Annotated in this window: 26 protein-coding genes; 20 read left to right on the top strand and 6 right to left on the bottom strand. The window is 34.3% G+C overall.

Going from position 1 to position 23,928, the window contains the following annotated elements; genetic code table 11:
- From LBP67_03320 to tsf, 8 genes are all read left to right on the top strand, one after another.
- The coding region (locus tag LBP67_03320) for a transposase (GenBank protein MDR2084005.1) at nt 1–164 on the top strand (164 nt) is incomplete at its 5' end.
- Between the two features lie 418 nt (nt 165–582).
- A complete protein-coding gene (gene rpmG, locus LBP67_03315) occupies nt 583–771 on the top strand; it encodes a 50S ribosomal protein L33 (protein MDR2084004.1) in 189 nt (62 codons plus the stop codon).
- Nucleotides 772–783: 12 nt separating this feature from the next.
- Nucleotides 784–942 (top strand): DUF4295 domain-containing protein, encoded by a 159-nt coding sequence (locus tag LBP67_03310; protein MDR2084003.1) that lies wholly within the window; start codon nt 784–786, stop codon nt 940–942.
- 24 nt (nt 943–966) lie between these two features.
- On the top strand, nt 967–1,659 hold the full coding sequence (locus tag LBP67_03305) for a 30S ribosomal protein S16 (protein ID MDR2084002.1): 693 nt from the start codon (nt 967–969) through the stop codon (nt 1,657–1,659).
- A gap of 26 nt (nt 1,660–1,685) precedes the next feature.
- A complete protein-coding gene (gene rplM / locus LBP67_03300; GenBank protein MDR2084001.1) occupies nt 1,686–2,141 on the top strand; it encodes a 50S ribosomal protein L13 in 456 nt (151 codons plus the stop codon).
- 7 nt (nt 2,142–2,148) lie between these two features.
- The gene (gene rpsI, locus LBP67_03295) at nt 2,149–2,538 is read left to right on the top strand and encodes a 30S ribosomal protein S9 (protein ID MDR2084000.1); all 390 of its coding nucleotides are present in this window, start codon (nt 2,149–2,151) and stop codon (nt 2,536–2,538) included.
- A 99-nt stretch (nt 2,539–2,637) separates the two neighbouring features.
- Nucleotides 2,638–3,459 (top strand): 30S ribosomal protein S2, encoded by an 822-nt coding sequence (gene rpsB / locus LBP67_03290; protein MDR2083999.1) that lies wholly within the window; start codon nt 2,638–2,640, stop codon nt 3,457–3,459.
- 21 nt (nt 3,460–3,480) lie between these two features.
- On the top strand, nt 3,481–4,314 hold the full coding sequence (gene tsf, locus LBP67_03285; GenBank protein MDR2083998.1) for a translation elongation factor Ts: 834 nt from the start codon (nt 3,481–3,483) through the stop codon (nt 4,312–4,314).
- Between the two features lie 66 nt (nt 4,315–4,380).
- Here the strand turns inward: tsf and LBP67_03280 are convergent, their stop codons facing one another.
- The 6 genes from LBP67_03280 to LBP67_03255 form a co-directional block, all read right to left on the bottom strand.
- On the bottom strand, nt 4,381–5,712 hold the full coding sequence (locus tag LBP67_03280; GenBank protein MDR2083997.1) for a Mur ligase domain-containing protein: 1,332 nt from the start codon (nt 5,710–5,712) through the stop codon (nt 4,381–4,383).
- A 73-nt stretch (nt 5,713–5,785) separates the two neighbouring features.
- A complete protein-coding gene (locus LBP67_03275) occupies nt 5,786–6,736 on the bottom strand; it encodes a nucleotidyltransferase (GenBank protein MDR2083996.1) in 951 nt (316 codons plus the stop codon).
- Between the two features lie 31 nt (nt 6,737–6,767).
- Nucleotides 6,768–7,502, bottom strand: a complete 735-nt coding sequence (locus LBP67_03270) for a copper homeostasis protein CutC (protein ID MDR2083995.1) — start codon at nt 7,500–7,502, stop codon at nt 6,768–6,770.
- Between the two features lie 3 nt (nt 7,503–7,505).
- Nucleotides 7,506–9,830 carry a family 20 glycosylhydrolase gene (locus LBP67_03265; protein MDR2083994.1) on the bottom strand — a complete coding sequence of 775 codons (2,325 nt, stop codon included), beginning with the start codon at nt 9,828–9,830 and terminating at the stop codon, nt 7,506–7,508.
- A 227-nt stretch (nt 9,831–10,057) separates the two neighbouring features.
- Nucleotides 10,058–10,480, bottom strand: coding sequence for a hypothetical protein (locus LBP67_03260; GenBank protein MDR2083993.1), 423 nt, complete (start codon nt 10,478–10,480; stop codon nt 10,058–10,060).
- Nucleotides 10,481–10,498: 18 nt separating this feature from the next.
- Nucleotides 10,499–10,864, bottom strand: coding sequence for a PadR family transcriptional regulator (locus LBP67_03255; GenBank protein MDR2083992.1), 366 nt, complete (start codon nt 10,862–10,864; stop codon nt 10,499–10,501).
- Nucleotides 10,865–11,422: 558 nt separating this feature from the next.
- On the opposite strand from LBP67_03255, the gene LBP67_03250 reads away from it, so the two are divergent.
- From LBP67_03250 to ftsA, 12 genes are read left to right on the top strand one after another with little or no spacing between them, the layout of a single operon-like run.
- A complete protein-coding gene (locus LBP67_03250) occupies nt 11,423–11,896 on the top strand; it encodes a hypothetical protein (protein ID MDR2083991.1) in 474 nt (157 codons plus the stop codon).
- A gap of 22 nt (nt 11,897–11,918) precedes the next feature.
- A complete protein-coding gene (gene rsmH / locus LBP67_03245) occupies nt 11,919–12,815 on the top strand; it encodes a 16S rRNA (cytosine(1402)-N(4))-methyltransferase RsmH (protein MDR2083990.1) in 897 nt (298 codons plus the stop codon).
- A gap of 2 nt (nt 12,816–12,817) precedes the next feature.
- Nucleotides 12,818–13,252 carry a hypothetical protein gene (locus tag LBP67_03240; GenBank protein ID MDR2083989.1) on the top strand — a complete coding sequence of 145 codons (435 nt, stop codon included), beginning with the start codon at nt 12,818–12,820 and terminating at the stop codon, nt 13,250–13,252.
- The gene (locus LBP67_03235; GenBank protein ID MDR2083988.1) at nt 13,236–15,128 is read left to right on the top strand and encodes a hypothetical protein; all 1,893 of its coding nucleotides are present in this window, start codon (nt 13,236–13,238) and stop codon (nt 15,126–15,128) included. The genes LBP67_03240 and LBP67_03235 overlap by 17 nt, the downstream gene beginning before the upstream one ends.
- Nucleotides 15,115–16,560, top strand: coding sequence for a UDP-N-acetylmuramoyl-L-alanyl-D-glutamate--2,6-diaminopimelate ligase (locus LBP67_03230; protein ID MDR2083987.1), 1,446 nt, complete (start codon nt 15,115–15,117; stop codon nt 16,558–16,560). The genes LBP67_03235 and LBP67_03230 overlap by 14 nt, the downstream gene beginning before the upstream one ends.
- Before the next feature lies 1 nt (nt 16,561).
- The gene (mraY, locus tag LBP67_03225) at nt 16,562–17,815 is read left to right on the top strand and encodes a phospho-N-acetylmuramoyl-pentapeptide-transferase (protein ID MDR2083986.1); all 1,254 of its coding nucleotides are present in this window, start codon (nt 16,562–16,564) and stop codon (nt 17,813–17,815) included.
- Nucleotides 17,816–18,376 carry a hypothetical protein gene (locus LBP67_03220; protein ID MDR2083985.1) on the top strand — a complete coding sequence of 187 codons (561 nt, stop codon included), beginning with the start codon at nt 17,816–17,818 and terminating at the stop codon, nt 18,374–18,376.
- Nucleotides 18,377–18,378: 2 nt separating this feature from the next.
- Entirely contained in the window at nt 18,379–19,473 is a 1,095-nt protein-coding gene (locus LBP67_03215; GenBank protein MDR2083984.1) for an FtsW/RodA/SpoVE family cell cycle protein, read from the top strand.
- A complete protein-coding gene (gene murG / locus LBP67_03210; GenBank protein ID MDR2083983.1) occupies nt 19,470–20,573 on the top strand; it encodes an undecaprenyldiphospho-muramoylpentapeptide beta-N-acetylglucosaminyltransferase in 1,104 nt (367 codons plus the stop codon). Before LBP67_03215 ends, murG begins: the two co-directional genes overlap by 4 nt.
- Nucleotides 20,574–20,584: 11 nt before the next feature.
- Complete coding sequence (murC, locus tag LBP67_03205; protein MDR2083982.1) at nt 20,585–21,952, top strand: UDP-N-acetylmuramate--L-alanine ligase; 1,368 nt, start codon at nt 20,585–20,587, stop codon at nt 21,950–21,952.
- Complete coding sequence (locus LBP67_03200) at nt 21,939–22,655, top strand: hypothetical protein (GenBank protein ID MDR2083981.1); 717 nt, start codon at nt 21,939–21,941, stop codon at nt 22,653–22,655. The genes murC and LBP67_03200 overlap by 14 nt, the downstream gene beginning before the upstream one ends.
- Before the next feature lie 5 nt (nt 22,656–22,660).
- A complete protein-coding gene (ftsA, locus tag LBP67_03195; protein MDR2083980.1) occupies nt 22,661–23,911 on the top strand; it encodes a cell division protein FtsA in 1,251 nt (416 codons plus the stop codon).
- The last annotated feature ends 17 nt before the right edge of the window (nt 23,912–23,928 follow it).

Genomic DNA, 23,928 nt, shown 5'->3' with positions numbered 1-23,928 from the left:
AATTAAAGCAAAAACCTTATTGGGGGAATCATTTTTGGTCTCGTGGTTATTTTGTCAATACCGTTGGTCTCAATGAAGATATGATTCGTCGTTACGTTCAATATCAAGAAGAACAAGACAAAAAGGAAGAAAATGGTAGCCAGAATTTCACTCTTTTTGATTAATCCAAATACGGTTTCAAAGAACGGTTTGAAGGCTATGCCTTCATCTTTTTACTAAATCCACCTTCTATGAAGGTGGTTGTTTAATGTTTTTCCGATTAAGTCTGTTTTAATAGAGAACTGATCCCCGATTTTATCGCAAATTACGACATCCGTCCCGCTTAAGACGTAAATTTGTTTGTCTTTTGCTTGTAATGTTTTTACAAGAAAACTTAGTGCTGTCAACAGCAGCAATGCAAATTAATTTTTTCATAATTAAAGTTTTTATTAGTTAGTTTTGCAAATGTAATATCTTTTCCTATCAGATGTTTTCTTTATCAGAAAAAATACAAAAAAATAAAAGCAAAAAATATAGCTAAAAACTTTTAATAATAAAAAAAAGTTGTATCTTTGCAGTCCAAATTTTTAAGGAGATTTTGTTATGGCAAAGAAAAATAAAGATGCACGTATACAAGTAATTCTTGAGTGCACAGAGCAAAAAGAATCAGGAGTACCGGGAATTTCCAGGTATGTTACTACTAAAAATAAGAAGAATACTCCTGATCGTTTAGAACGCAAAAAGTATAATCCTTATTTAAGGAAAGTTACCGTTCACAAAGAAATTAAGTAAAAATTATAGATTATGGCAAAGAAAACCGTTGCTACCTTAAGAACATCTTCGGGAAAAGATTTCGCTAAGGTTATTAGAATGGTAAGATCGGCTAAAACCGGTGCTTACACATTTGAAGAAAAAATTGTTCCGCAAGATAGCGTTCAAGATTATTTTGCGAATAAAAATTAATATTAATATTTAAAAATTTAAAGTATGCCAACAAGGATCAGATTACAAAGAAAAGGTAAAAAAGGTAGACCTTTTTACCATGTAGTAATTGCGGATGGTCGTGCACCACGAGATGGAAAGTTCATAGAGAGAATTGGCACGTATAATCCTATTGCAAATCCGGCTGAGATTGTAATAAACTCAGACCGCGCTTTATACTGGTTGCAAGTAGGTGCTCAACCTAGCGATACAGTTAGAAACATTTTGTCCAGTCAAGGTATTCTCCTTAAGAATCATCTTTTGATCGGTGTTAAAAAAGGTGCGATTTCACAAGCTCAAGCTGATGCTAAATTCGACACTTGGTTCCAAGAAAAACAAAATAAATTGGAAAGTGTAAGGAAAGCTAAAGAAGAAGCTGACCGCGAAGCACGCAAGTCGAGAATGACTAATGAAAAGAAAGTTAATGAAGCTCGTGCAGAAGCAATCGCAAAACGTTTAGCAGAACAAGCAGCAGCTAAAAGAGCTGCCGACGAAGCTGCAAGAGCAGAGCATGAAGCTGAAGCAACAGTTGAAGAAACTCCGGTAGAAACTGCTGATGAAGTTGTTGAAGAAACTGTAGCCGAAGCAGTTCCGGTTGAAAAAATTGAGACTGAAACTTCTGTGGAAGAACCTACAGCAGAAGCTCCTGTAAGTGAAGAACCCGTTGCGGAAAAAACCGAAGAAGCATCTGAAGAATAATTTTTTAACATTTAGATTGAAAAGTAATGGATAAATTAAGTTATAAAACAATATCGGCAAATAAGAACTCTGTAGTAAAAGAGTGGATTCTTATTGATGCCGAAGATCAGGTATTAGGACGTTTGGCTTCGAGAGTAGCGATGATTCTCAGAGGTAAACATAAACCGAGTTATACACCTCACGTAGATTGCGGCGACAATGTTATCATAATCAATGCGGAGAAAGTTAAGGTTACAGGTCAAAAAGTGGATCAGAAAGAATACGTTCGTCATTCAGGTTATCCCGGTTCTCAAAGGTTTAGAACTGTTAGAGAAATGATGGTTAAAGATCCTACTTTTGTTTTAAACCATGCAATTAAAGGTATGCTTCCTAAAAATGCATTGGGAAGAGAACTTTTAAGAAACGTTAGAATATATGTTGGACCTGAGCATAAACACGAAGCTCAAGAACCAAAAACAATAGATCTTAATACAATTAAATAAATAGATTATGGACGTTGTAAACACCATTGGTAGAAGAAAAGCCGCAGTTGCCCGTATATATATGAAAGAAGGCAGCGGTAAAATTATTATAAATAAAAGAGAATTAGAGAATTACTTTCCGCTTCAAACTCTTCGTTATGTTGTAAATCAACCATTTTCAATTACAAGTACTGAAGGTCAGTTTGATGTTAAGGTTAATTTAAAAGGTGGCGGTTTTAATGGTCAAGCCGAAGCTCTGAGATTAGCTATTGCCCGTGCTCTTTGTGAAGTTAATAAAGAGGAATATCGTCCTTTATTGAAAGCACAAGGAATGATGCATAGAAATCCGAGAGTTGTTGAACGTAAAAAACCGGGTCAACCTAAAGCTCGTAAGAAATTCCAATTCAGTAAACGTTAGAAAAATTAAATATAGTTTAGTATCTAAATTGCCAAGACCGTTTTTACGCTACTTGGCAATTGCATTAAACTTAAGAATGTAAACTAAATAAAAATTAAAATGCCAAGAACAAATTTTGACGAATTATTAAAGGCAGGTGTTCACTTCGGACACTTGAAAAGAAAATGGAATCCTAACATGGCACCATATATATTTATGGAACGTAACGGAATCCACATTATAGATTTGTATAAAACACAAGCTAAAATTGATGATGCAGCAGCTGCATTAAAACAAATAGCTCATTCAGGTAAGAAAATCTTATTTGTTGCTACGAAGAAACAAGCTAAAGAAATTGTTGCCGGTATAGTTAAAGAAGTCAATATGCCTTATGTTACTGAACGTTGGCCGGGCGGTATGTTAACTAATTTTGCAACAATACGTAAAGCCGTTCGTAAAATGTCGTCTATTGACAAAATGATGTCCACAAATAATTACAAAAGCTTATCTAAACGTGAGAGATTACAAATAGATCGTGAGAGAGCAAAGTTGGAGAAAAACTTAGGTAGTATTGCTGATCTTAACCGTTTACCATCAGCTCTTTTTATTGTTGATATTTGTAAAGAACACATCGCAGTTGCTGAAGCAAAAAAATTAGGCATCCCTACATTTGCTATCGTTGATACCAATGCAGATCCTAATCAAGTTGATTTTCCGATTCCGGCAAATGATGATGCGGCAAAATCAATAGAGATTATTGTTAAAGCTATGGCAACAGCTATTGAAGAAGGTGTTAACGAACGTCGCCTTGATAAAGAAAAACGCAATGAAGAAGATGTAGAAAATCCGATTGATGAGGATGATGACACACCTAAAAAAGTTGCGGAAGCTCAAGATGAAGAAGAGAATACCGAAAAACCGAAAAGACGTAGAAGAAATTAATTTTAAAAAGAAAGGAAGATTATGGCAAACATAACAGCAGCAGAAGTAAACAATCTTCGCCAAATAACAGGAGCAGGAATGATGGATTGCAAGAAAGCCCTTGTAGAAGCTGAAGGTGATGTTGAAAAAGCAATTGAGATATTACGTAAAAAAGGTCAGAAAGTTGCGTCAAACAGAGCTGATAGAGATGCAAAAGAAGGTAAAGTAATAGCAAAAACTTCTACCGACGGTACTTTCGGCGGTATGATAATGCTGAATTGCGAAACCGATTTTGTTGCTAACAGTGATGCTTTTGTTGATTTCGCTAATTCTATTATTGATTTAGCAATAGCTAAGAGAATAAAATCTTTAGATGAACTTTTACAACAAGATATTAACGGAAGAACTGTTGAACAAGCTATTACCGATTTAGGCGGAAAAACAGGCGAAAAAACTACTTTGGCTCATTATGAATATATTGAAGGTCAAAAAGTTTCTGCTTATAACCATATTGGTAACCGTTTAGCTACCTTACTGGCTTTGAATAAATCTAATAATGAATTTGAAGTAGTTGGTCGCGAGTTGGCAATGCAAGTTGCGGCAATGGCTCCTATCGCCGTTGACGAATCAAGTATTCCGCAAAATATTATAGATAAGGAATTAGAGATTGCAAAAGATATCGTTCGTCAGGAAGGTAAAGCTGAAGACATGATTGAAAAAATTGCAATTGGTAAATTGAATAAATTCTTTAAAGAAAATACCTTAGTGAATCAAATTTTTGTAAGAGACGGTAAAAAAACTGTTGCAGAATATTTGAAACAAACTGATCCGACTTTAAAAGTCGTTGAATTCAGAAGGTTGATACTTGGAGAATAAAAAGAAAAGTTTTATAGTTAGTTTTTAGAGGCTGTTGCGGAGAAATCCGCAATAGCCTTTTTTATTTCAAATCAGATTTATTCCACCGAAGTTTCCGCTGCTCATAAAGAGTAAAACTTCATTTAAATTCTTCGCTTTATGGATTTCCTCTTTTAAAGAGTCAATATCATTGATAACAATAATTTCATCGCCAAAGGCATTACGGACGTCATCAAAATCCAAAGCCGGAAGACGTTTCAACCCTAATGCATGAGGATCAAAAAAAACAATTCTGGTATCCGCATCCTTCAAGGAGTTTTTGTATTGACCGATGAAATCCTTATTCAAACTGCTGTATGTATGCAACTCAAATATAGCAGCTATTTTTTTCTTTGGATATTGCTCGCGAATGGCGTTTACTGTAGCTTCAACTTTAGAAGGTGCATGTGCAAAATCCCGATAAATAATGTTTTGTTCATTTTGTCTTATTAATTCCATCCTTTTTGCAGCACCAACATAAGATGTAATTGCCGATAAAAAATCTTCAGAGGAAATATCCAATTCGTTGCAAACTTTCATTGCGCCAAAAAGATTTTGCATATTATGTTTTCCGGCAATATTCAAAGAATATTCTTTTCCTTTATGTTTTATTATAAAAATATTGTTATCTACGTAATAATCGGGTGTGTCATAAGAAATTTTCTTGATTTTATTTGAAGTTTTACTTACTAAATCTCGCAGATTCTTGTCCGCTTCAAAATAAATTAAACTTCCTCCCGGCTCAATAGTGTCAATAAAGATTTTGAATTGTTCGAGGTAAAAATCAAAAGTAGGAAAAACATTATAATGATCCCACGCTATTCCGGTAAGCATTGCAATATGAGGATGATAAAGATGAAATTTCGGTCGCAAATCCAAAGTCGAACTAAGATACTCATCGCCTTCTACAACTAAAAGTTTAGCAGAATCAGTAATCTTTACCATTACATCGTATGACGGAATTTTTGCTCCTACGAGATAATCAACATCAATATTTAAAACTTTAAGAACGTGTAATATCATAGATGTTACCGTTGTTTTGCCGTGACTGCCTCCGATTACAACTCTTTTTTTGTTTAATGAATTTTGATATATGAATTCCGGAAAAGAAACTATATTTAACCCTAATTTTTGTGCTTGCAAAAGCTCCGGATTATCTGCTTTTGCGTGCATACCAAGAATTACAGTGTCAATATCCGATGTGATTTTTTCCGGATGCCAACCGGTTTCTTCAGGAAATAATCCGTATTTTTCAAGATTTGATTTTGCCGGTTCGAATATTTCATCATCAGAACCGGAAACTTTATTTCCTTTGAGATACATGGCAATTGCCATGTTATGCATTATGCTTCCCCCGATAGATATAAAATGGTATTTCATTTAAGTTAAGAATTTAAAAGCAGAAAAGTTTTTAATCATTTTGTCCTTTATATATTCCACATTTACAACATAATCATTTCCACAGCTTTTCAGGATATTCGCCCTTACTAATCAGTTTACGAATATTATCTATTACATCTTTACGGTCTTCTTTGTAAGTTATTCCGAACCAGCTTGCATTGCTCGACAAGACTTTTACTTTCGAAATGCCATCTTTGATGAGTTTAAAGACAACTGTCGGAATGTAAAGCTCGCTTTTGGGATTATCAATATTCTCTTTGAGAAAATCAATGAGGCAATCTTCAACATGATTAAAGAAGGTAGGGGTAAAACCCCAGAAATTCATGGAAACTTTTTCTTTACCCGTTAAAATTACTTCTTTGCCATTTTCGATATCAACCAATTGTCCGTTTATTAATGATATTTTCAATCGCTCCTGAATCGAACTTAAAAAGTTGTTTTCGTCTACTTCACAAACGCCTCTACTTACGGTTCCGGATTCGGAAAGAGTCGATAAAATATCGTAACCGACCATTGCATAATCATTTGAATTAATATTAACTTTCGATAGATATTGGTAGATAGTATTATAAGCGTCTTTCCCGTAAAAATCGTCTGCATTTATAGCGGCGAAAGGTTCGTTGATAATATCTTTTGCCATTAAAACCGCATGTGCTGTTCCCCAAGGTTTTTCCCTGCTTTCTGGGAGCTTAAATCCTTCCGGAAGTTTATTTAGTTCTTGAAAAACATAATGACAATCTATTCCGTTAGTTTGTAAACGATTAACAACATGCTCATTAAATTCTTTTTCAAAACTTTTCCTGATAATAAAAACAACTTTTCCAAAACCGGCCCTCATGGCATCGAAAATGGAATAATCAAGAATTGTTTCGTTATTCGGACCTATTCCGTCAAGTTGTTTTAAAGCTCCGTATCTGCTGCCCATTCCTGCAGCCATTATTAATAAAGCCGGCTTTACAGCTGATTGAATGGAAATGTTTTCTGATTTATTCTTTTGGTTCATATTCGAATCTTAAGTTTTTTTTATTCGTATCTTATAAAATTTTCAACTTATTAATAGTATTTCTAATTTTTTCAACATCCGAAACAGTCTTAGAATAATCTGATTTTTCTGTGCTTATTATATTATTTTTTTGAAATTCCATTTCCGAATGATGTGTTGCTGAGCCGGAAAAATGATATTCTTTGGCCTTTGTTTTTGAATGTAATTCGATGATATTGTTTTCATTTATACCGCTGCCCGGCATTATGACAATTCTTTGGTTTGCCTGTAGAATTAGTTTCGAAAGTATTTCCGTGGCGTTGATAGCTTTATCCGATGTTCCTGATGTCAATATTCTTGTTGCTCCGCAAGAAATAATGTCTTCCAAACTTTCAAAAGGATTGCGTGAAACATCAAAGGCCCTGTGAAACGTAAAACTCAATGGATATGTAAGTTCCACGATTTTTTTTGTCCGTTCGATATCTATTGTTCCGTTGCTGTTTAAAAATCCGCAAACAATGCCGCTTACCCCAAGCTCTTTACAGAGTATAATATCTGAGATAATTTCTTGAAATTCAAGATCTGTGTATAAAAAATCGCCGTTACGCGGACGGATAAGCACATTAATAGGAATGGTCAATTTTTCTTTACAAAGTTTAATGCTTGCGTAGGAAGGTGTTGTTCCGCCGCTTTCAAGATTCGCACATAATTCAATTCTGTCGGCTCCTCCGGTTTGCGCATTTATCGCTGATTCTACGGAATTAGCACACACTTCAAAAAGAAACATACTCTACTTTAAAATTATTTCGTCAATAAAAATCCAGGGCATTTCCCCCGAATGTTCATGCCAGTCGGGTAATGCATTGAGTCCGGTAAATTCTATCTTAATAAACTTCGGCGCAAATCTTTCGTCAAAATCGAAAACAGTTTCAACATTGTGAAGATCATAATTCTTAACAATAGAATTCTCTTTCAACATTACTAAATCATAGTTAACGCCTTTTTCAGAACTGAAAACTTCTATTTTTATTGGTTCGAAAATCCAGGATCCCTGATTTACATTATTATTAAAAATTATTTGTTCGATTTCCTGGCCATTGTTCTCAATAATAACAGAAACCTTATCTGTTTGAAAACCGAGCCAACGTCCGTCATTATGATCTTTTGAGCCCATAATTCCATCCGATAAAGTGTATTCATAATTTGCAGCGTATTTTTCCGATGGCTTCGGGGCTATAAAAATCTTTTTTCCAGTCAGTTTGGAAATGAAAACATTTGTTTCTGCTGCCGACTCACGAGCTTCGCCATTGTAATATGTTTGAGCTTTGATTGTTGTGAAATCATTAACTTCAAAGGGTTGATTATATTTTTGCGATTTATCTGTCGGACTGCTGCCATCTGTTGTATAATAAATTTCCGTGCCTTTAACATCGGATTCGATGGTGACCAAATGCCGGTTATCTTTATTGATGGTATTAATTGTCGGTTTGAAATTTCCTTCGCAATAATTATATCCTAAATAACCCAAACGTTGTTTTGTATCCTCAACCTTATCGCGGAATCTATACCAGTCTTTATTTTCTTTTTGCGACCAGGCAACTTCCGCTAAAGCGGCAAGCCTCGGCCATAACATGTATTCCGCATGATGAGGAGTAAAAATAAATTCTGTCCAAAGATTACATTGTGCTCCTAAAATATATTTTGCTTCTTCATTATTTAATTCCTCGGGAACCGGTTCTAAAGAATATACCTTTTTTAGAGGAACAAATCCGCCGATTGAAGTTGGTTGTGTTGCAGGTTCAGCTTGATAATAGTCAATATAGCAATAGGAAGTCGGACACAGGATAGAATAATTGCCATGCTTTGCGGCTTCAGTTGCACCTTCTTTACCTCGCCACGACATGATTGTCGCATTTTTTGTAACGCCGCCTTCGAGAATTTCATCCCAACCAACCATTTTTCTGCCGCGAGAATTAATATGTTTTTCAACTTCGGTAACCATCCATCCTTGCAGATGTTCGTAATCTGTAATTCCAAGTTCTTTCATTCTTTTATTGCATTTCTTGCAAGTATGCCACCAATCTTTAAAAGCTTCATCGCCACCTATATGAATATATTCGTAAGGAAATATTTCAATTACTTCGTCAATAACATCATATAAAAATTGCATTGTTTGATCATTTCCTGCGCAAAGAATTGCACTTGGAGGCCAATATGGTCCTATTTGTACGTATTCCGGTTTGCCGGTACAGCCGAGTTCCGGATAAGCTGCAAGAATTGCACAACAGTGTCCGGGCAGTTCAACTTCTGGCATCACGTCAATATTGAGAACCGAAGCATATTCGACAATTTCACGCATTTGGTCTTTAGTATAAAATCCGCCGTAAGTAGCTTTTTCTCCGGGTTGGGGCGGTTTTCCTTCAACCCAAGGAACGTCACTTCTATCAACACGCCAAGCTCCGATATTTGTAAGTTCAGGATATTTGTCGATTTGAATTCTCCATCCGTGATCATCAGTAAGATGCCAATGAAATTTATTAATCTTATGAGCAGCAAGCATGTCGAGATGTTTCTTTACGAAATCAATATCAAAAAAATGTCTGCAAACATCCAGATGACTTCCTCTCCAGCTAAAGCGCGGATAATCAACAATATTTAAAGATTGAAGTTGAATGTTTTCCTGTGGCTTCAACAAAACTTCCGGCGGAGCAACTTGACGTAAAGTTTGAAATCCGTAAAACAATCCGGCAGTAGTATTAGCCTGAATTGAAATATGATGCTTATCTATATGAAGCTCATAACCTTCATCTCCAAGTTTATCTTTTCTTTGGGTAAAAATTTCAAAACAAATGCAGTTTTTAGAGCAATCTGTATCTTTATTAATTTGAGGTGTAATTCCGAAAAACTTCGGAAAAGATGTCTCTATATATTTTACAGTAGGATCATTATAATCAATATTAAAGAAGCAAAGATTGGTAGAATTACTTAGATTGAAAGCCCCTTTTGAATAGGATATTTCTACCGGTTCGGGAATAATGTTTACTTCCTTAATTTCTTGTTTACAGCTTGTTAATAGGATAACTGCAGCTGCAATTATAAATAAGAAATTTCTCATAATTGTAAAGAATTAAATTTAATTATTGCAAAGATAGCTTTTTTAGTTAAAATTCTAAGTTGAGAATTAAGAATTGTTTTATGATATAATGTTTTGATATGTATAGAAGTATTAACCTATGTTTGCAATAGTGAAATTTGATTAATTGAGTGCCGGACAATGAAAATTTATGAGTTCTTATTAAATATATTTGAGAAAATTCTTAGTTCGGATTTTGGAACTTCGGATTACTCAAATATTTCAGTTTTATCCAATCCTTTAAAAGAATGTCTTTTTCTATAAATCAGATAAATAATAAGATGTATAATAAGAATAATCAACCAGATTAATTCGGTTATTCTTAACCCGCGAACATGTTCATAAGGAGCATTTAATTTTAACAAAAACCAAAGCTCCGAAATTCCGCAGAAAATGACGAATGTAATCGTGTTATAGCGCAATCCGAGGTCGAAAATGGGCAAATATTCATAGTCTTTCTTTCCGAAATACCATCCGAAGAAAAACATTAATAATCCGTAGAAAATGGCAAGAAAGATTGTCGGGATAATAAGTTTATTTGCGAGGAAACTGCTTAAAGTTAACCTGAATAGTGAAGTTGTAACGATAATTATCGCAGTGAATTTTAATAGGTTGGATGTGAAAATTTTCATAATACAAAAATTTAATGATTAATAATTTAAAAGTTGTTTAATTTCATCGGAATAAAATAGACTGATGTTTCTTTTTACGAAACGATGAAAAAGTTCATTGCCCAAATCGGTTAAGTAATAATATTTCCTTTCGGGGCCTTTATTCCCTTTTCCCATTTCATAATCCAACACACCGATGTATTCATATTTGCGCAAGATCCTGTATAAACTTTGATCTTCACAAGTCATTGTGTTTTGCGTTTTTTCTTTTACAAAAGATTTGATCTCTTCCGCATACTTTTTATCATCTTTTAAAGAAAAAAATATCCAAAAAGTCAATTGACCTTTTTTGTAAGTTTCTTCCCAAGCCGATAATAATTCGTTTGTTTTGTCATTTTTGTTCATGATTTAGAAGTTGGTTATAATTAAAATTTTTTATAAGACGATTATTTTCAATTGTTTATTAAATGTTAATCGCATGGTATTATACAAATAGTATAGTACAAAGATAATAATAATTTCATTAAAACAAATATTTTATAAAAAATAATTTTATAGATAAAAATTTTGATTGTCATTTTTGAACGATTTATTTTTTTTATATTTAATAAATTAAAATATAAATACTAAAATGTGGTTGAATGTTAGTGAGTTAAAAGATTATTCATGAAATTTAATGGCATAGTGAAGATTTAATAATTATGGAAAAAATCCGAACACTAAACACGGAATCGGAAATTCGAAACCGAAAACTCCGAATCACTGTAAATAAGATTGTTAATATAATAATTGCTTTTTGAAAAACAATTTCGATAATCGACATGTTTACAGTTGATTGTGTTAAAATTTATAATTGTTGAAAACCTGTTAATTAGCTGTTAATAAATTTTTTGACTAAAAAGTGGTAAAAAATGGTAAAAAGTGGAAAAAAAGTTATACTTTTACCAAAATTTTCTGAATAAAATGTTTTATAACACGGAAACATATAATTGTGCTGTTGATGAAAAAGGAAGAATCCTTGTGCCTGCTAAGTTTCGCAAGGATAATGAAAGTCTCATCGAAAAAGGTTTCTATTTGAAACAAAGTACGGATTTCCCGTGTTTGGAGCTTTTTCCAAGTGAAACTTGGTTCGGAATCATGAAAATTTTGAATGGAATGGGGGCTTTTGATAAAAAAGTTATCGCTTATAAAACAAAATTTCTTGCGAATGTAAAAGAAGTTAAACTCGATAAAACAAACAGAATTCTCATATCTAAAGAGTTGATGAAAGTATGTTCTATCGGAAAAGAAATCCAAATGGTTCCGCTCTCAGACAGGTATCAAATTTGGGATACAGAAATGTATAAGAAACATCTTGCAAGTCTTGCCGAAGAAGACTTTACGGATATTACGGAAAAGTTGGATGAAATGTTTAGAGAAAAATTGAAGGGATTATAAAATTAAACAGTAAAGAAGTCGTATGTATCATAATCCGGTTTTGTTGAAAGAAAGTGTTGAAGGTCTGGTAAATAATCCTAACGGAATTTACGTTGATCTTACTTTTGGTGGCGGTGGTCACTCCGCAGCAATACTTGAACGCCTGAGTTCCAAAGGGAAGCTTATCGCTTTTGATATAGACGGAGATGCTGTTAAAAATCATATCAGAGACGAAAGATTTATCCTTGTAAATCAAAACTTCCGTTTTTTATGGAATTATCTTAGATATTACGATGCAATTCCTGTTGATGGAATTTTAGCAGACCTTGGAGTATCTTCTCATCAGATTGATGCGGATGAAAGAGGTTTTTCAATCAGAAAAGACGGTGATCTTGATATGAGAATGAATATGGGATTGTCGGTCAGTGCTAAAGATGTAGTAAATACATATTCGGCTGAACGGCTGATCGAAATATTTCGTGATTACGGGGAATTGGAAAAACCTCATGTTCTCGCTCATGCGATTGTCAAACAAAGAGAAATCAAAGCTTTTGAAACAACGGGCGAATTAAGAGCATTTGCGGAAAGATTCGCTCCGAAGAAAAAAGAATATAAATACTTATCTCAACTATTTCAATCAGTTAGAATCGAAGTAAATCAAGAAATTGATGCTTTGGAGGAATTGCTGCTTCAATTGGAAAAAGTTCTAAAGTCCGGAGGAATTGCTGCAATTATCAGTTATCATTCTCTTGAGGACAGACTTGTGAAAAATCTTTTTAAAACAGGCAATCTGGAAGGTGAGTTAAAAAAAGATTTTTATGGAAATAAATTGAGTCCGTTTGTATTAGCCAACAGAAAACCGATTCTTCCTTCCGAAAAAGAAATAGAAGAAAACGGCAGGGCTCGTAGTGCTAAATTACGAATCGCAGAAAAAATTTAATTATGGCAAATACATTTAAGAAAAAGGAAGCTGCGGTTAAGAAAAAGAATGAAACACCGAAAAGAAAAAGCAACAAGAAAGTTGAGAATAATATTTTGCTTAATTCTTTGCGCCAATTTATTTCGGGAGATTACCTTTTTTCAAATAACCTTTGGAGGAGTCCGCTCTGGTTCATTCTTTATATTGTAGTGCTTATTTTATTTATTGTAGGATTAAGATTGGTTCCGGTTAGAAAATACAATGAGATAAATGTACTTAGAGAAGAATTGAAAGAGATTACCGTAAAACATCATCAGACGAAAGCACGTATAAGTTTGATGACTACGCCTGAAGTTCTGTTAAAGGAATTTGTTAAAAATAATGATATAGCTTATTCGGAAATTCTTGCCGATCCGACTGTAATTAAGATAATTGAAAACAATGGAAAGAGTAAATAAAGCTATAATAATCTTCAGTTTGAGTTTCATTGCTGTGGCAGTTGTTGCAATATTTGTGATGATTTATATCGCCATTGCTCACGGTTCGGCAATGAAAAAAATTATCGCAGAACAAGCTACCAAGAAAGAAGTTCTTGTAGGTATGGGCGGAAATATTCTTGATGATAAAGGCGCATATATAGCTTATTATTCACCTACTTTTAAAGTTGCCTGGGATACGGAAGTCGCAAACAGATATACCCTCAGAGTACAAAAATATCTGAAAAATGAAATGGAAAGTGATAACCCGAATACCAACAATATATTAAAATATCAAAACCTGTTGAAATTCAATAGTACAGATAGCTTAACATATTATATGGATGCTAATTTTAAAAGTAAAAATAACGGAAAATCATATAAAACAAAAATTAATACGGCTTATAATAAGAAATCGACTTATAATTTGATAAGTAAAGGAAATTCTTTTGATGATATTGACCTGATGAGAACTTTTCCGTTTTTTAATTTACCGCAGTTTTCGGGCGGATTTCTTATGGAAGAAAGTTTCAGAGTTGATTTTCTCAATAAAAGTGTTACGGGAAGAACTTTGGGACAGGATGATTTCGGTGATACGATTCGTAAACAAGGACTTGTTTATACTTATAGAAAGGAATTAATGGGTGATGTTAAGGAGTTCGAAATTGTAAGAACGGCAAGGAGTTATAAACCGGTGAAAATAGGAGAAGATTTTATTCCTGCTGACGGAAGGAATATTCAATCGACGCTTAATTATGAAATATCCGAATTTGCTTATTCGGCTTTGCTGAAGCAAATGAAAAAAAGTCAAGGAAAACGAGGATGTGTTATCGTAATGGATGTTGCAACAGGCGATATAAAAGCTATGGTTAGTTTGGTAAAAAGCGGAGATGCTTATCTGCATTCCGAAAACATTGCTGTTAAACATGTCTACGAACCGGGTTCTGTATTCAAATTAGCTTCTTATTTGGTTGCAATGAATGATGGACTTTTAGACTGGAATAAAAAATATGAACTCGGAACCTCTGACAGAAAGAAAGTAGGTCCGAGAGTTATTGTAGATTCTCATAAACCGGCTAATGCTTTTGAAACTCCTGCCGAAATCTTTTCCGAATCATCGAATATCGGAACTTGTATGATTATTTGGGATCTTTATGAAAAAAATCAACAAAAATTTATAGACGGACTTAGAAAGTTGCATATTGGTGAAATAACCGGAATTGAGATCGAGGGTGAGGGTAAAGCTTTCCTTAAAGATACTAAAACTACAATAAGGCATAAAGAATGGTGGAAAGTTAGTTTAGTTCAAATTGCTTATGGTTACGAAGTTGAAATAACACCTTTGCAAATGGCAACATTTTATAATGCAATTGCAAATAAAGGAGTTTATATGAAACCCAGACTTGTTACTGGTATTTCGGAAAATAAATCATATAAAGCCGAAAGATTTCCAACAACTATTGTTGATACCATTTGCTCACCTGAAGTTGCTGAAAAAGCGCGTGAAATATTAACTGAGGCTGCTCATGAAGGAACAGGGAAGTTCGCATTCAAAACAGCTCATTATAATTTTGCCGGGAAAACAGGTACGGCACAATATAATGTCGGAAATCAAAAAACCGGATATAATGCAAGTTTTGCCGGATTTTTCCCTTCGGAAAATCCAATGTACACAATTTATGTGTTAATCAGTGAACCGCAAGGCGGATATTATGCTTCTACTGTTGCAGCTCCGGTTGCTCGTGAAATTGCAGATAAAATTGCCGCAACAGATAACAGGTTTTTTGAAAGAATAATAATTGATAATTCTACTTCAACTGTGTGGAGTAAAATAGCAAACTTGAATAATAATGAGTAAGATATTGAAAAATATTAAGATAAGAGAAATGATCGGCAATATGCCGACCATTATATCATCGGTATATATCGACTCAAGAAAAGCTATTGAAGATTCAATGTTCATCTCTATTAACGGTTATAATACTAACGGGCATCATTATATAGATAAGGCAATAGAGTCGGGTGCTAAAGTTATTGTTTGTGAAGAATTACCGGAAATTATAAGTGAAAAAGCTTGCTATATCCGTGTGAATGACAGTGCAAAAGCAGCAGGAATCATTGCTTCAAACTTTTACGATAATCCTTCGGAAAAAATTAATTTAATAGGTATTACGGGTACAAACGGAAAAACTACTACAGCTACCTTATTATATAATCTTTTCACGTATTTGGGTTATTATTGCGGATTGATTTCTACGGTATGTATTAAAATAGGTGAAAAGGAATTTGAAGCAACCCACACAACGCCTGATCCGATCAGCTTAAATGAAAATCTGGCTAAAATGGCGGATCAAGGTTGTGAATATTGTTTTATGGAAGTAAGTTCACATGCCGCACATCAACAAAGAATCAGCGGATTAAGATTCAAAGGCGGCATATTCACAAATATTACTCATGATCATCTCGATTATCACAAAACTTTTGTGAATTATATTGCCGCAAAAAAAATGTTCTTCAATATTTTACCTTCAGATGCTTTTGCTCTGACAAATATTGATGATAAGAACGGTTTGACGATGGTTGAAAATACCAAAGCCAAAGTTTATACTTACGGAATAAATAATATTGCCGATTTCCATGCGAAGATTATTGAGATGCATAGTGAAGGTAGCGATGTTATTATTAATGGCAAAGAAGTTTTCTTTCCTTTACCTGCTAAGTTTAATGTGTATAATTATTTAGCAGCGTATGCCGTAGCCATTCTCTGCGGTGTTGTTGAAGATGAATTGAGAGCTGCAATAAGCAATATTTCAGGTGCTAAGGGAAGATTTCAATTAATTCCGAACAAAGAAAACAAATCTATAATTGTTGATTACGCTCATACGCCGGATGCATTACAAAATATTTTGACTTCGGTTACAGGTTTACCAAACTTGGAAAGAATAATCTGTGTTTTCGGTGCCGGTGGAGACAGAGATAAAAGCAAACGCCCGATTATGGGAGATATTGTTTCTCAATACGCTGATATTGCAATAATAACATCTGATAATCCGCGTACAGAAAATCCTAAGGAAATTATTAAGGATATTTTATCCGGAGTGAAATTAGAAAATAGTAAGAAAGTAATTACGATTACCGATAGAAAAGAAGCGATTGAGTCGGCGGTTCGTATGATGAATAAAGAAGATATTTTAATTGTTGCCGGTAAAGGCCATGAAAATTATCAAGAAATTAATGGAGTAAAACATCATTTTGATGATGTGGAAATTATTAATGAAATATTAAATTAGTATGCTTTATTATTTAGCCAAATACTTAGACAGAGTTTTCGATTTTCCGGGTGCCGGTGTGTTTGAATACATCTCATTCAGAGCTGGTGCAGCGGTAATTACGTCTTTAATCATTTCCATGATCTTCGGAAAATATATTATAAATTTCCTTAGAAGAAAACAAGTCGGCGAAACTGTTAGAGATCTTAATCTTCCCGGACAAAAAGAAAAAGAAGGAACACCAACAATGGGAGGATTAATAATTATACTTGCAACTGTTGTTCCCGTCCTGCTTTTTGCAAAACTCGAAAATATTTATATTATTGTAATGTTGGTTACTATTATTTGGTTAGGTATTATCGGTTTTCTTGACGATTATATAAAAGTTTTCAGAAAGGATAAAAAAGGCTTAGCCGGAAGATTTAAAGTTTTCGGACAAGTATTGTTAGGTGTTTTTGTTGGAGTTGTTGTTTATTGTCATCCCGATATAGTTGTCAAGGAACATGTTGTTGCTAATTCCGAAGTTATTACTAAAATTGATTCCACAGGCGTTGAAAGCAGTTCCAAAACTTATTCGTTTTCCGAACCTAAGAAGGAAATTACAACAACAATTCCTTTTATAAAAAATAATGAACTTGATTATGAAAATATATTGTGGTTTGTTGATAAAGACAGCAGGTATAAATGGGCGTGGATAATTTTTATTCCGATTGTGATTCTCATTGTTGTTGCTGTTTCCAATTGTGCAAATCTGACGGACGGAATAGACGGCTTGGCAACAGGAACATCGGCTATTATCGGCGCTACACTCGGTATTTTTGCCTGGGTTTCAGGTAATGCGGTTTTTGCCGATTATTTGAATATAATGATGATTCCGCAAGTCGGCGAGCTGACGATCTTTATTGCGGCCTTTGTCGGGGCGTGTATAGGTTTCCTCTGGTATAACACTCATCCGGCTCAAGTATTCATGGGCGATACAGGAAGTCTTTCCATTGGCGGAACAATAGCGGTTTTCGCTATTCTTGTCAGAAAAGAACTTCTTTTGCCCTTGCTTTGCGGTATCTTTCTAATAGAGGGACTTTCTGTGATTATTCAGACCACATGGTTTAAATATACTAAAAAACGTTTCGGCACAGGTCGGAGGGTTTTCCTAATGTCGCCTATACATCATCATTTCCAACAAAAAAAATATCCAGAACAAAAAATTGTGATGAGATTTTTTATCATTGGAATTATGTTAGCGGTATTAACTGTTGTTACTTTAAAAATCAGATAATTGAAAAGATTTATTATGCATTTTGAAAAATTAGCTCAACAAGGAAGAATGAAAGTACACGACTCATTAGCGTCGTCTGTAACTACTAATATTGTGGATATTAGAAATGAAAACTTAAGAAATTCATTTCAAAATTATTTTAATAGAGATCATCGCTTGCAGTTTGTAGCTTCTATTCAGAATGTTGATTTTGTTGATGATGCAAAAGCGGAAAATATTAATTCTACCTGGTATGCATTGGAGGATATGATTAAACCGGTAATATGGATAACCGGCGGAAATGATATGAATTGTGATTATTCAAAATTGTCTGATTTGGTTAGAAATAAAGTGAAATGTATTGTTTATATGGGTGATAATATTGATAGTATTTTAGATAATTTTCAAGGTTTGGTTGATAAAATTATTGTTGGAAATTCTATGGAAGATTCTGTACTCAAAGCATTTGACAATAGTATTCGCGGTGATGTGATTTTATTGTCGCCGGCTTGCCCCGATAATAATTATGAATCTTTTAACGAGAAAGGTATTTCATTTAAAAAAGCTGTAAACAAAGTATAATCATGGTTAAATTAATTAGAGGCGACAAAGGAATTTATGCTGCATTGGTAATATTACTTTTATTATCATTCATCGGCGTGCTTACAACTTATCCGAAAACAGTTGGGGTAGGAAAAGTAATGCTGGAGCATTTGGTTTTTGTTGTTCTCGGATTAATAATAATCATCGGGTTTGAACATATCAATTACCAAAGTAAGAATTTCAAAGTTTTTATGTTGGTTGCCTGTGCATTTTCCCTGTTGTCTATTATTTTATTGTACACGCCGTTGGGAGTTGGTGCCGCAAAAGCTGTAAGAACGTTGAGGTTGGGGCCGGTTAGTATTCAGCCGGTTGAGTTTGCAAAAGCTTTTATGTTGATATATTTATGTTTTGTATGTAATGATAAGATAAAAGAAATCAATTCATCATGGAAAGATTTCATTTTATATATACTTCTTCCCGTTGGAGTGGTAGGTGCAATTTGTCTGGAAAGACAAGGCTTATCGTCAACATTAATTATGATGGCGGCGGTTTTCTTATTGCTTTTAATTACACCAATAAAAAAACAATATATCTGGGCAATTCTGGGTGCGGGAATATTATTTATTTTGATATATGCTTTGTTTTTCGGCGGAAGAACCGCTACCTGGCTTCAAAGAATAAGAAGCTTATTTAATTTTGAATTATTAGTTAACGATCCGGCAAATGCCATCGGCAGAGGCGGTTTGTTCGGAACGTTCTTTGGTGACGGAAAGGTGAAGGAATTTTTGATGAATATCGAGTCCGATTTTGTTTTCAGCGCTTTTGTAGAAGAAGGCGGAATTTTACTCGGTACGTTCATAATCTTCGTTTACGTTGCTCTTATGTTGAGAATAGCCAAAGTAGTTTTATCTACAAACGATTTATTCGGAAAATACTTGGTATTCAGTTTAGGAATATTAATAATGCTTCAGGCCGCAGTTCACATTTTAGTTTGTATAGGAATTGCGCCGGAAACCGGACAGCAATTGCCTTTTGTAAGTAAAGGCGGCAGCTCATTATTAAGTATGTGTTTGGCTGCCGGAATCATTCAGAGTGTTGCCGTAAGAAATTTACCTTCAAATAATAAATTATCATGAGCAAGCATAAATACATAATCAGTGGTGGTGGTACCGGAGGACATATCTTTCCGGCGATTGCCATTGCCAACGGCATCAAAGCAAAACATCCTGATGCCGACATTCTATTTGTTGGTGCAAATGGTAAAATGGAAATGGAAAAAGTTCCTCAGGCCGGTTATGATATTATCGGACTGAATATTACGGGAATGAATCGTAAATCTGTTTTGAGTAATATTCCTCTGATGTTTAAATTTATCAAATGTGTTTCTCAGTCGAAGAAATTGCTGAAACAATTTAAACCTTCTGTTGTGATTGGTGTTGGCGGATATGCCAGCGGTGCAGTGCTTCAAGCCGCGAAATCGCTTAATATCAATATTGTTATTCAAGAACAAAATTCATTGCCGGGTAAGACAAATAAGATGATGGCGAAGAAAGCTAAAGCTATCTGTGTTGCTTACGACGGACTGGAAAAATATTTTCCCAAAAATAAAATTGTGAAAACAGGAAATCCTATCAGAGAAGAAATTGTTAATATCAAACTAAAAGACTCTGTAGCTTTCGAATATTTTAATATAAAAGACGACAAGCCTGTTGTACTTATCGTCGGCGGAAGTCAGGGCGCAAAAGCCATCAATGAAACGCTCGCAAACAATATAAATTTACTTTCTAAGTCTAAAGCGAATTTTATCTGGCAAACCGGTACTTTATTTTACGAAACCGCAAAATCGGCAATAGAAAAAAACAAAGTTGAAAATGTTTTTTGTTATGATTTTATTAAGAAGATGGATTATGCTTACTCAGTTGCCGACATAGTTGTATCCAGAGCAGGAGCTTTGGCTATTTCGGAACTTTGTGCGGTCGGATTGCCGTCAATATTAGTGCCTTTGCCCACTGCTGCCGAAAATCATCAGATGATAAACGCAATGTCGCTTGTAAGTAAAAATGCGGCGATTCTGGTTGAAAATACTAAGGTTAGTGATGAACTTCTTCCTGCAATTGAAAATCTCTTAAATAATAAGGAAGAATTAAATAAATTAAAAACGAATATAAAAAGCTTGGCAATTACAGATTCTGTAAATAGGATAGTTGAAGTTATTGATAATGTAAATTTAAAATAGAAGTGATTAATTTGAAAGACATAAAATCGGTTTATTTGATAGGCATCGGCGGGATAGGAATGAGTGCTCTGGCGCAATATTTCCATAACCGTAATTGTTACGTTGCCGGCTACGACAGATGTCCTTCAATAACCACTGATTTACTTTTTAAGTTGGGGATTGATGTTTATTTTGAAGAAAATACAAATCATATTATTGATGATACCGACTTGGTAATTTACACTCCTGCAATTCCTGATAATAGTATAGAATTGCAATTTGCAAAAGAAAATTTTGAAAATGTTTTGAAAAGGTCGGAAGTATTACAATTAATTACCGATGAAAAGTATTGCATAGCAATAGCAGGAACTCATGGTAAGACAACAATTACTTCAATGATTTCGCACATTTTCAATTACAATAATATTCCGGTTACCGCATTTATCGGCGGTATCAGTAAGAATATCAAAGGAAATTTAATAGATTCCCCGAATGCTGATATTGCAATAGTTGAGGCGGATGAATTTGATCGTTCTTTCTTGAAATTAAATCCGGATATTGCACTTGTCAATGCAGCCGATCCCGATCATCTTGATGTTTATAACAATTTCGAATCAATGATTGAATCGTATCGTGAATTTCTTGAAAATGCCGATGAAAACAATAGAATCATAAATAAAAATTGTAATCAATATTTCAACGCACACACAACTTTTGGAATAAATGACGGCGCAAAATATCAGGTTGAGTTTTATGAGTATGAAAATAGTCGGGCAAAGATCGTAATGAATTCTGCTAAAATAATTATGAATGCCGACGGAAAACAAATTATGTTTGAGAAATTACCTGTTTATGGTAAACATAATATTTCAAATTTCTGTGCGGCATATGTTCTGGCTCATAAAATGAATATTTCCGATAAGCAAATCGAAGATGCAATGCGTAATTATCAAGGCGTTGTAAGAAGGTTTGACGTCGTATATGAAAATAATGGAATTGTATATATTGACGATTATGCTCATCATCCGACAGAAATAGCAAGTTTGAAAGATGCTTTGGATGAGGTTTTTCCCGGAAAAAAGATATGTGCTTTTTTTCAACCGCATCTTTATTCGCGTACGCGTGATTTTATGGATGAATTGGCAGAAGAATTAGCACGTTTTGAAAAACTTTATCTTTTGGATATATATCCCGCACGCGAACTTTCGATAGAAGGAATTACTTCTAAAGCTCTCGCGGAGAAGATTTCGGAAGATGTAGTAGTCATTGATAAATCGCAGGTTGCTGAGATTGTTGGAAATAGTGATTTTGAGATATTTGTAACGATTGGTGCCGGCGATATAGATAAAATGGTTAAGGTTATTAATGATCAATTGATAAATAAATATGGCAAAGTTTAAAAATATAATGATAAGGATTTTATCAATAGCATTTACCGTATTTGTTATTGTCGTATTATTTATTTATTCACATAAGTATAATAACAGAAATATTTCTGATGTTAAGCTCGAAGTTGTTGCACAGGAAAACAGGTTAATGCTGATTGATACACTCTTAATGGAATTCTTGAGTGGTGAAATTGATGAGTTTACAGGAAGAAATATTAAGCTTTTGGATCATCAGTTGATTCTTGATAAACTATATAGATTGGAAGCCGTTGATACTGTGTATATTTCCTGCGGTGTAACGGGAGCTTTATTAATTGAAGTTATTCAGAAAAACCCGGTTGCTAAAGTTTATCTTTCAAAATCGGATATAAAGTTTCTTACCGATAGGGGAGAATTGATAAAATCGCCGTATTACGGTGAAGAATTGATTATTGTTAGCGGTAATATTACTGATGAAACGTATATGCTGATTAACTTTATTGAAGAAGATAAATTTTTTAAAGCAATAACAGAATCGATATTTATTGATAAAAACAAACGTCATTTGTTGTCGACAAATTATATAGAACAACCCGTATCTATTGGAGAGATTGTTGATTTGGAGGAAAAATCCGATAATCTTAGATATTTCCTTGAAGCTGTCGGCGAAAAAGTAGAAGCGTATAGAGAATTGAATTTAAATTATAAAAATCAGATAGTAGCAATAAAAAAATAAGTATTATGGCAAAGTCGGAGATAATAGTAGGTCTTGATATCGGTACAACAAAAATTGCCGTTGTAGTTGGTAGAGAAGACGAAGAAGGAAAGATCGAAGTTTTAGGTCATGGCACAGTTGAATCTGTCGGTGTTAAGAGAGGTGTGGTAGCTAACATAGACCAAACCGTAGAATCAATTAAAAAAGCCGTGAAGAAAGCCGAAGATGATTCTGATGTAGATATCAAGGAAGTTCATGTCGGTATTGCAGGCCAGTTTATCAAAAGTATCCAGCATAGAGGTTCGACAATCAGAGCCAATGCCGACGATGAAATCAGTGCGGAAGATATTCGCAAGATGGCAGAAAGTATGCGCAATATTGCCGTTGATCCGGGTGATGAAATTATTGATGTAGTTCCTCAGGAATATACTGTCGACGGTGAATCGGGAATTATTAATCCGGTTGGCATGGCAGGAAAATCCATCGAATCTAATTTCCATATTATCACTGCGCAAACAACTTCGGTAAAAAATATTGTCAAATGTATTCAAAGAGCGGGTTTGGAGTTGAAGTCGTTAGCTTTGGAACCTATTGCTTCTGCGGAGGCTGTTCTAAGTGAAGAAGAGAAAGAAGCCGGCGTTGTTCTTGTAGATATCGGCGGCGGTACTACCGATGTTGCAATATTTCAGGAAAATGTTTTGAGACATACTGCAGTTATTCCTTTTGGCGGCGAAATTATTACCGAAGACATCAGAGAAGGGTGTACAATAATAAAAAAATATGCCGAGGATTTGAAAATAAAATTCGGCTCTGCCTTAGCTACTGAACATAAAAATGATATTGTTTCAATTCCCGGATTACGCGGCAGGGAACCGAAAGAAATTAAACTGAAGAATTTAGCGTCTATTATTCAAGCGCGAATGGAGGAAATTCTTGAACAAGTTTATCTTCAAATAAAAAGTTCGGGTTATCAGAAAAAATTAATAGCAGGAATAGTAATTACCGGCGGCGGTTCATTGCTTAACCATGTTGTTCAACTTACGGAGTTCATTACCGGGATGGACACACGAATAGGTTATCCGAACGAACATCTCTCCGCACATTCCGATAAAGAATTACACAGCCCGATATATGCTACTTCGGTCGGACTTGTAAAGCTCGCACTTGATAATCTTGAAGAAAAAACTACTGGTACAAAAGCAGGTAATAAAAACAACAATGGCAAAGGCAATAGTTTCTTCGGATTTTTTGATAAAATAATTAAAGATAATATATAATTTAAAAATAAAATAAA

This window comes from Bacteroidales bacterium, assembly GCA_031276035.1.
In the GTDB taxonomy this organism is placed as follows: Bacteria; Bacteroidota; Bacteroidia; order Bacteroidales; family BM520; genus RGIG7150.
This window is presented reverse-complemented; position numbering and strand designations above follow the sequence as displayed.

Excerpts from the sequence above, each read along its gene's own strand:
- rsmH (MDR2083990.1), top strand. The coding sequence starts at position 11,919 with ATGTATCATAATCCGGTTTTGTTGAAAGAAAGTGTTGAAGGTCTGGTA.
- tsf (MDR2083998.1), top strand. The coding sequence starts at position 3,481 with ATGGCAAACATAACAGCAGCAGAAGTAAACAATCTTCGCCAAATAACA.
- LBP67_03280 (MDR2083997.1), bottom strand. The coding sequence starts at position 5,712 with ATGAAATACCATTTTATATCTATCGGGGGAAGCATAATGCATAACATG.
- LBP67_03235 (MDR2083988.1), top strand. The coding sequence starts at position 13,236 with ATGGAAAGAGTAAATAAAGCTATAATAATCTTCAGTTTGAGTTTCATT.
- murG (MDR2083983.1), top strand. The coding sequence starts at position 19,470 with ATGAGCAAGCATAAATACATAATCAGTGGTGGTGGTACCGGAGGACAT.
- LBP67_03310 (MDR2084003.1), top strand. The coding sequence starts at position 784 with ATGGCAAAGAAAACCGTTGCTACCTTAAGAACATCTTCGGGAAAAGAT.
- LBP67_03250 (MDR2083991.1), top strand. The coding sequence starts at position 11,423 with ATGTTTTATAACACGGAAACATATAATTGTGCTGTTGATGAAAAAGGA.
- LBP67_03265 (MDR2083994.1), bottom strand. The coding sequence starts at position 9,830 with ATGAGAAATTTCTTATTTATAATTGCAGCTGCAGTTATCCTATTAACA.
- LBP67_03275 (MDR2083996.1), bottom strand. The coding sequence starts at position 6,736 with ATGAACCAAAAGAATAAATCAGAAAACATTTCCATTCAATCAGCTGTA.
- rplM (MDR2084001.1), top strand. The coding sequence starts at position 1,686 with ATGGATAAATTAAGTTATAAAACAATATCGGCAAATAAGAACTCTGTA.
- LBP67_03200 (MDR2083981.1), top strand. The coding sequence starts at position 21,939 with ATGGCAAAGTTTAAAAATATAATGATAAGGATTTTATCAATAGCATTT.
- mraY (MDR2083986.1), top strand. The coding sequence starts at position 16,562 with ATGCTTTATTATTTAGCCAAATACTTAGACAGAGTTTTCGATTTTCCG.
- LBP67_03270 (MDR2083995.1), bottom strand. The coding sequence starts at position 7,502 with ATGTTTCTTTTTGAAGTGTGTGCTAATTCCGTAGAATCAGCGATAAAT.
- LBP67_03255 (MDR2083992.1), bottom strand. The coding sequence starts at position 10,864 with ATGAACAAAAATGACAAAACAAACGAATTATTATCGGCTTGGGAAGAA.
- LBP67_03240 (MDR2083989.1), top strand. The coding sequence starts at position 12,818 with ATGGCAAATACATTTAAGAAAAAGGAAGCTGCGGTTAAGAAAAAGAAT.
- rpsI (MDR2084000.1), top strand. The coding sequence starts at position 2,149 with ATGGACGTTGTAAACACCATTGGTAGAAGAAAAGCCGCAGTTGCCCGT.
- rpsB (MDR2083999.1), top strand. The coding sequence starts at position 2,638 with ATGCCAAGAACAAATTTTGACGAATTATTAAAGGCAGGTGTTCACTTC.
- LBP67_03260 (MDR2083993.1), bottom strand. The coding sequence starts at position 10,480 with ATGAAAATTTTCACATCCAACCTATTAAAATTCACTGCGATAATTATC.
- LBP67_03305 (MDR2084002.1), top strand. The coding sequence starts at position 967 with ATGCCAACAAGGATCAGATTACAAAGAAAAGGTAAAAAAGGTAGACCT.
- rpmG (MDR2084004.1), top strand. The coding sequence starts at position 583 with ATGGCAAAGAAAAATAAAGATGCACGTATACAAGTAATTCTTGAGTGC.
- LBP67_03215 (MDR2083984.1), top strand. The coding sequence starts at position 18,379 with ATGGTTAAATTAATTAGAGGCGACAAAGGAATTTATGCTGCATTGGTA.
- ftsA (MDR2083980.1), top strand. The coding sequence starts at position 22,661 with ATGGCAAAGTCGGAGATAATAGTAGGTCTTGATATCGGTACAACAAAA.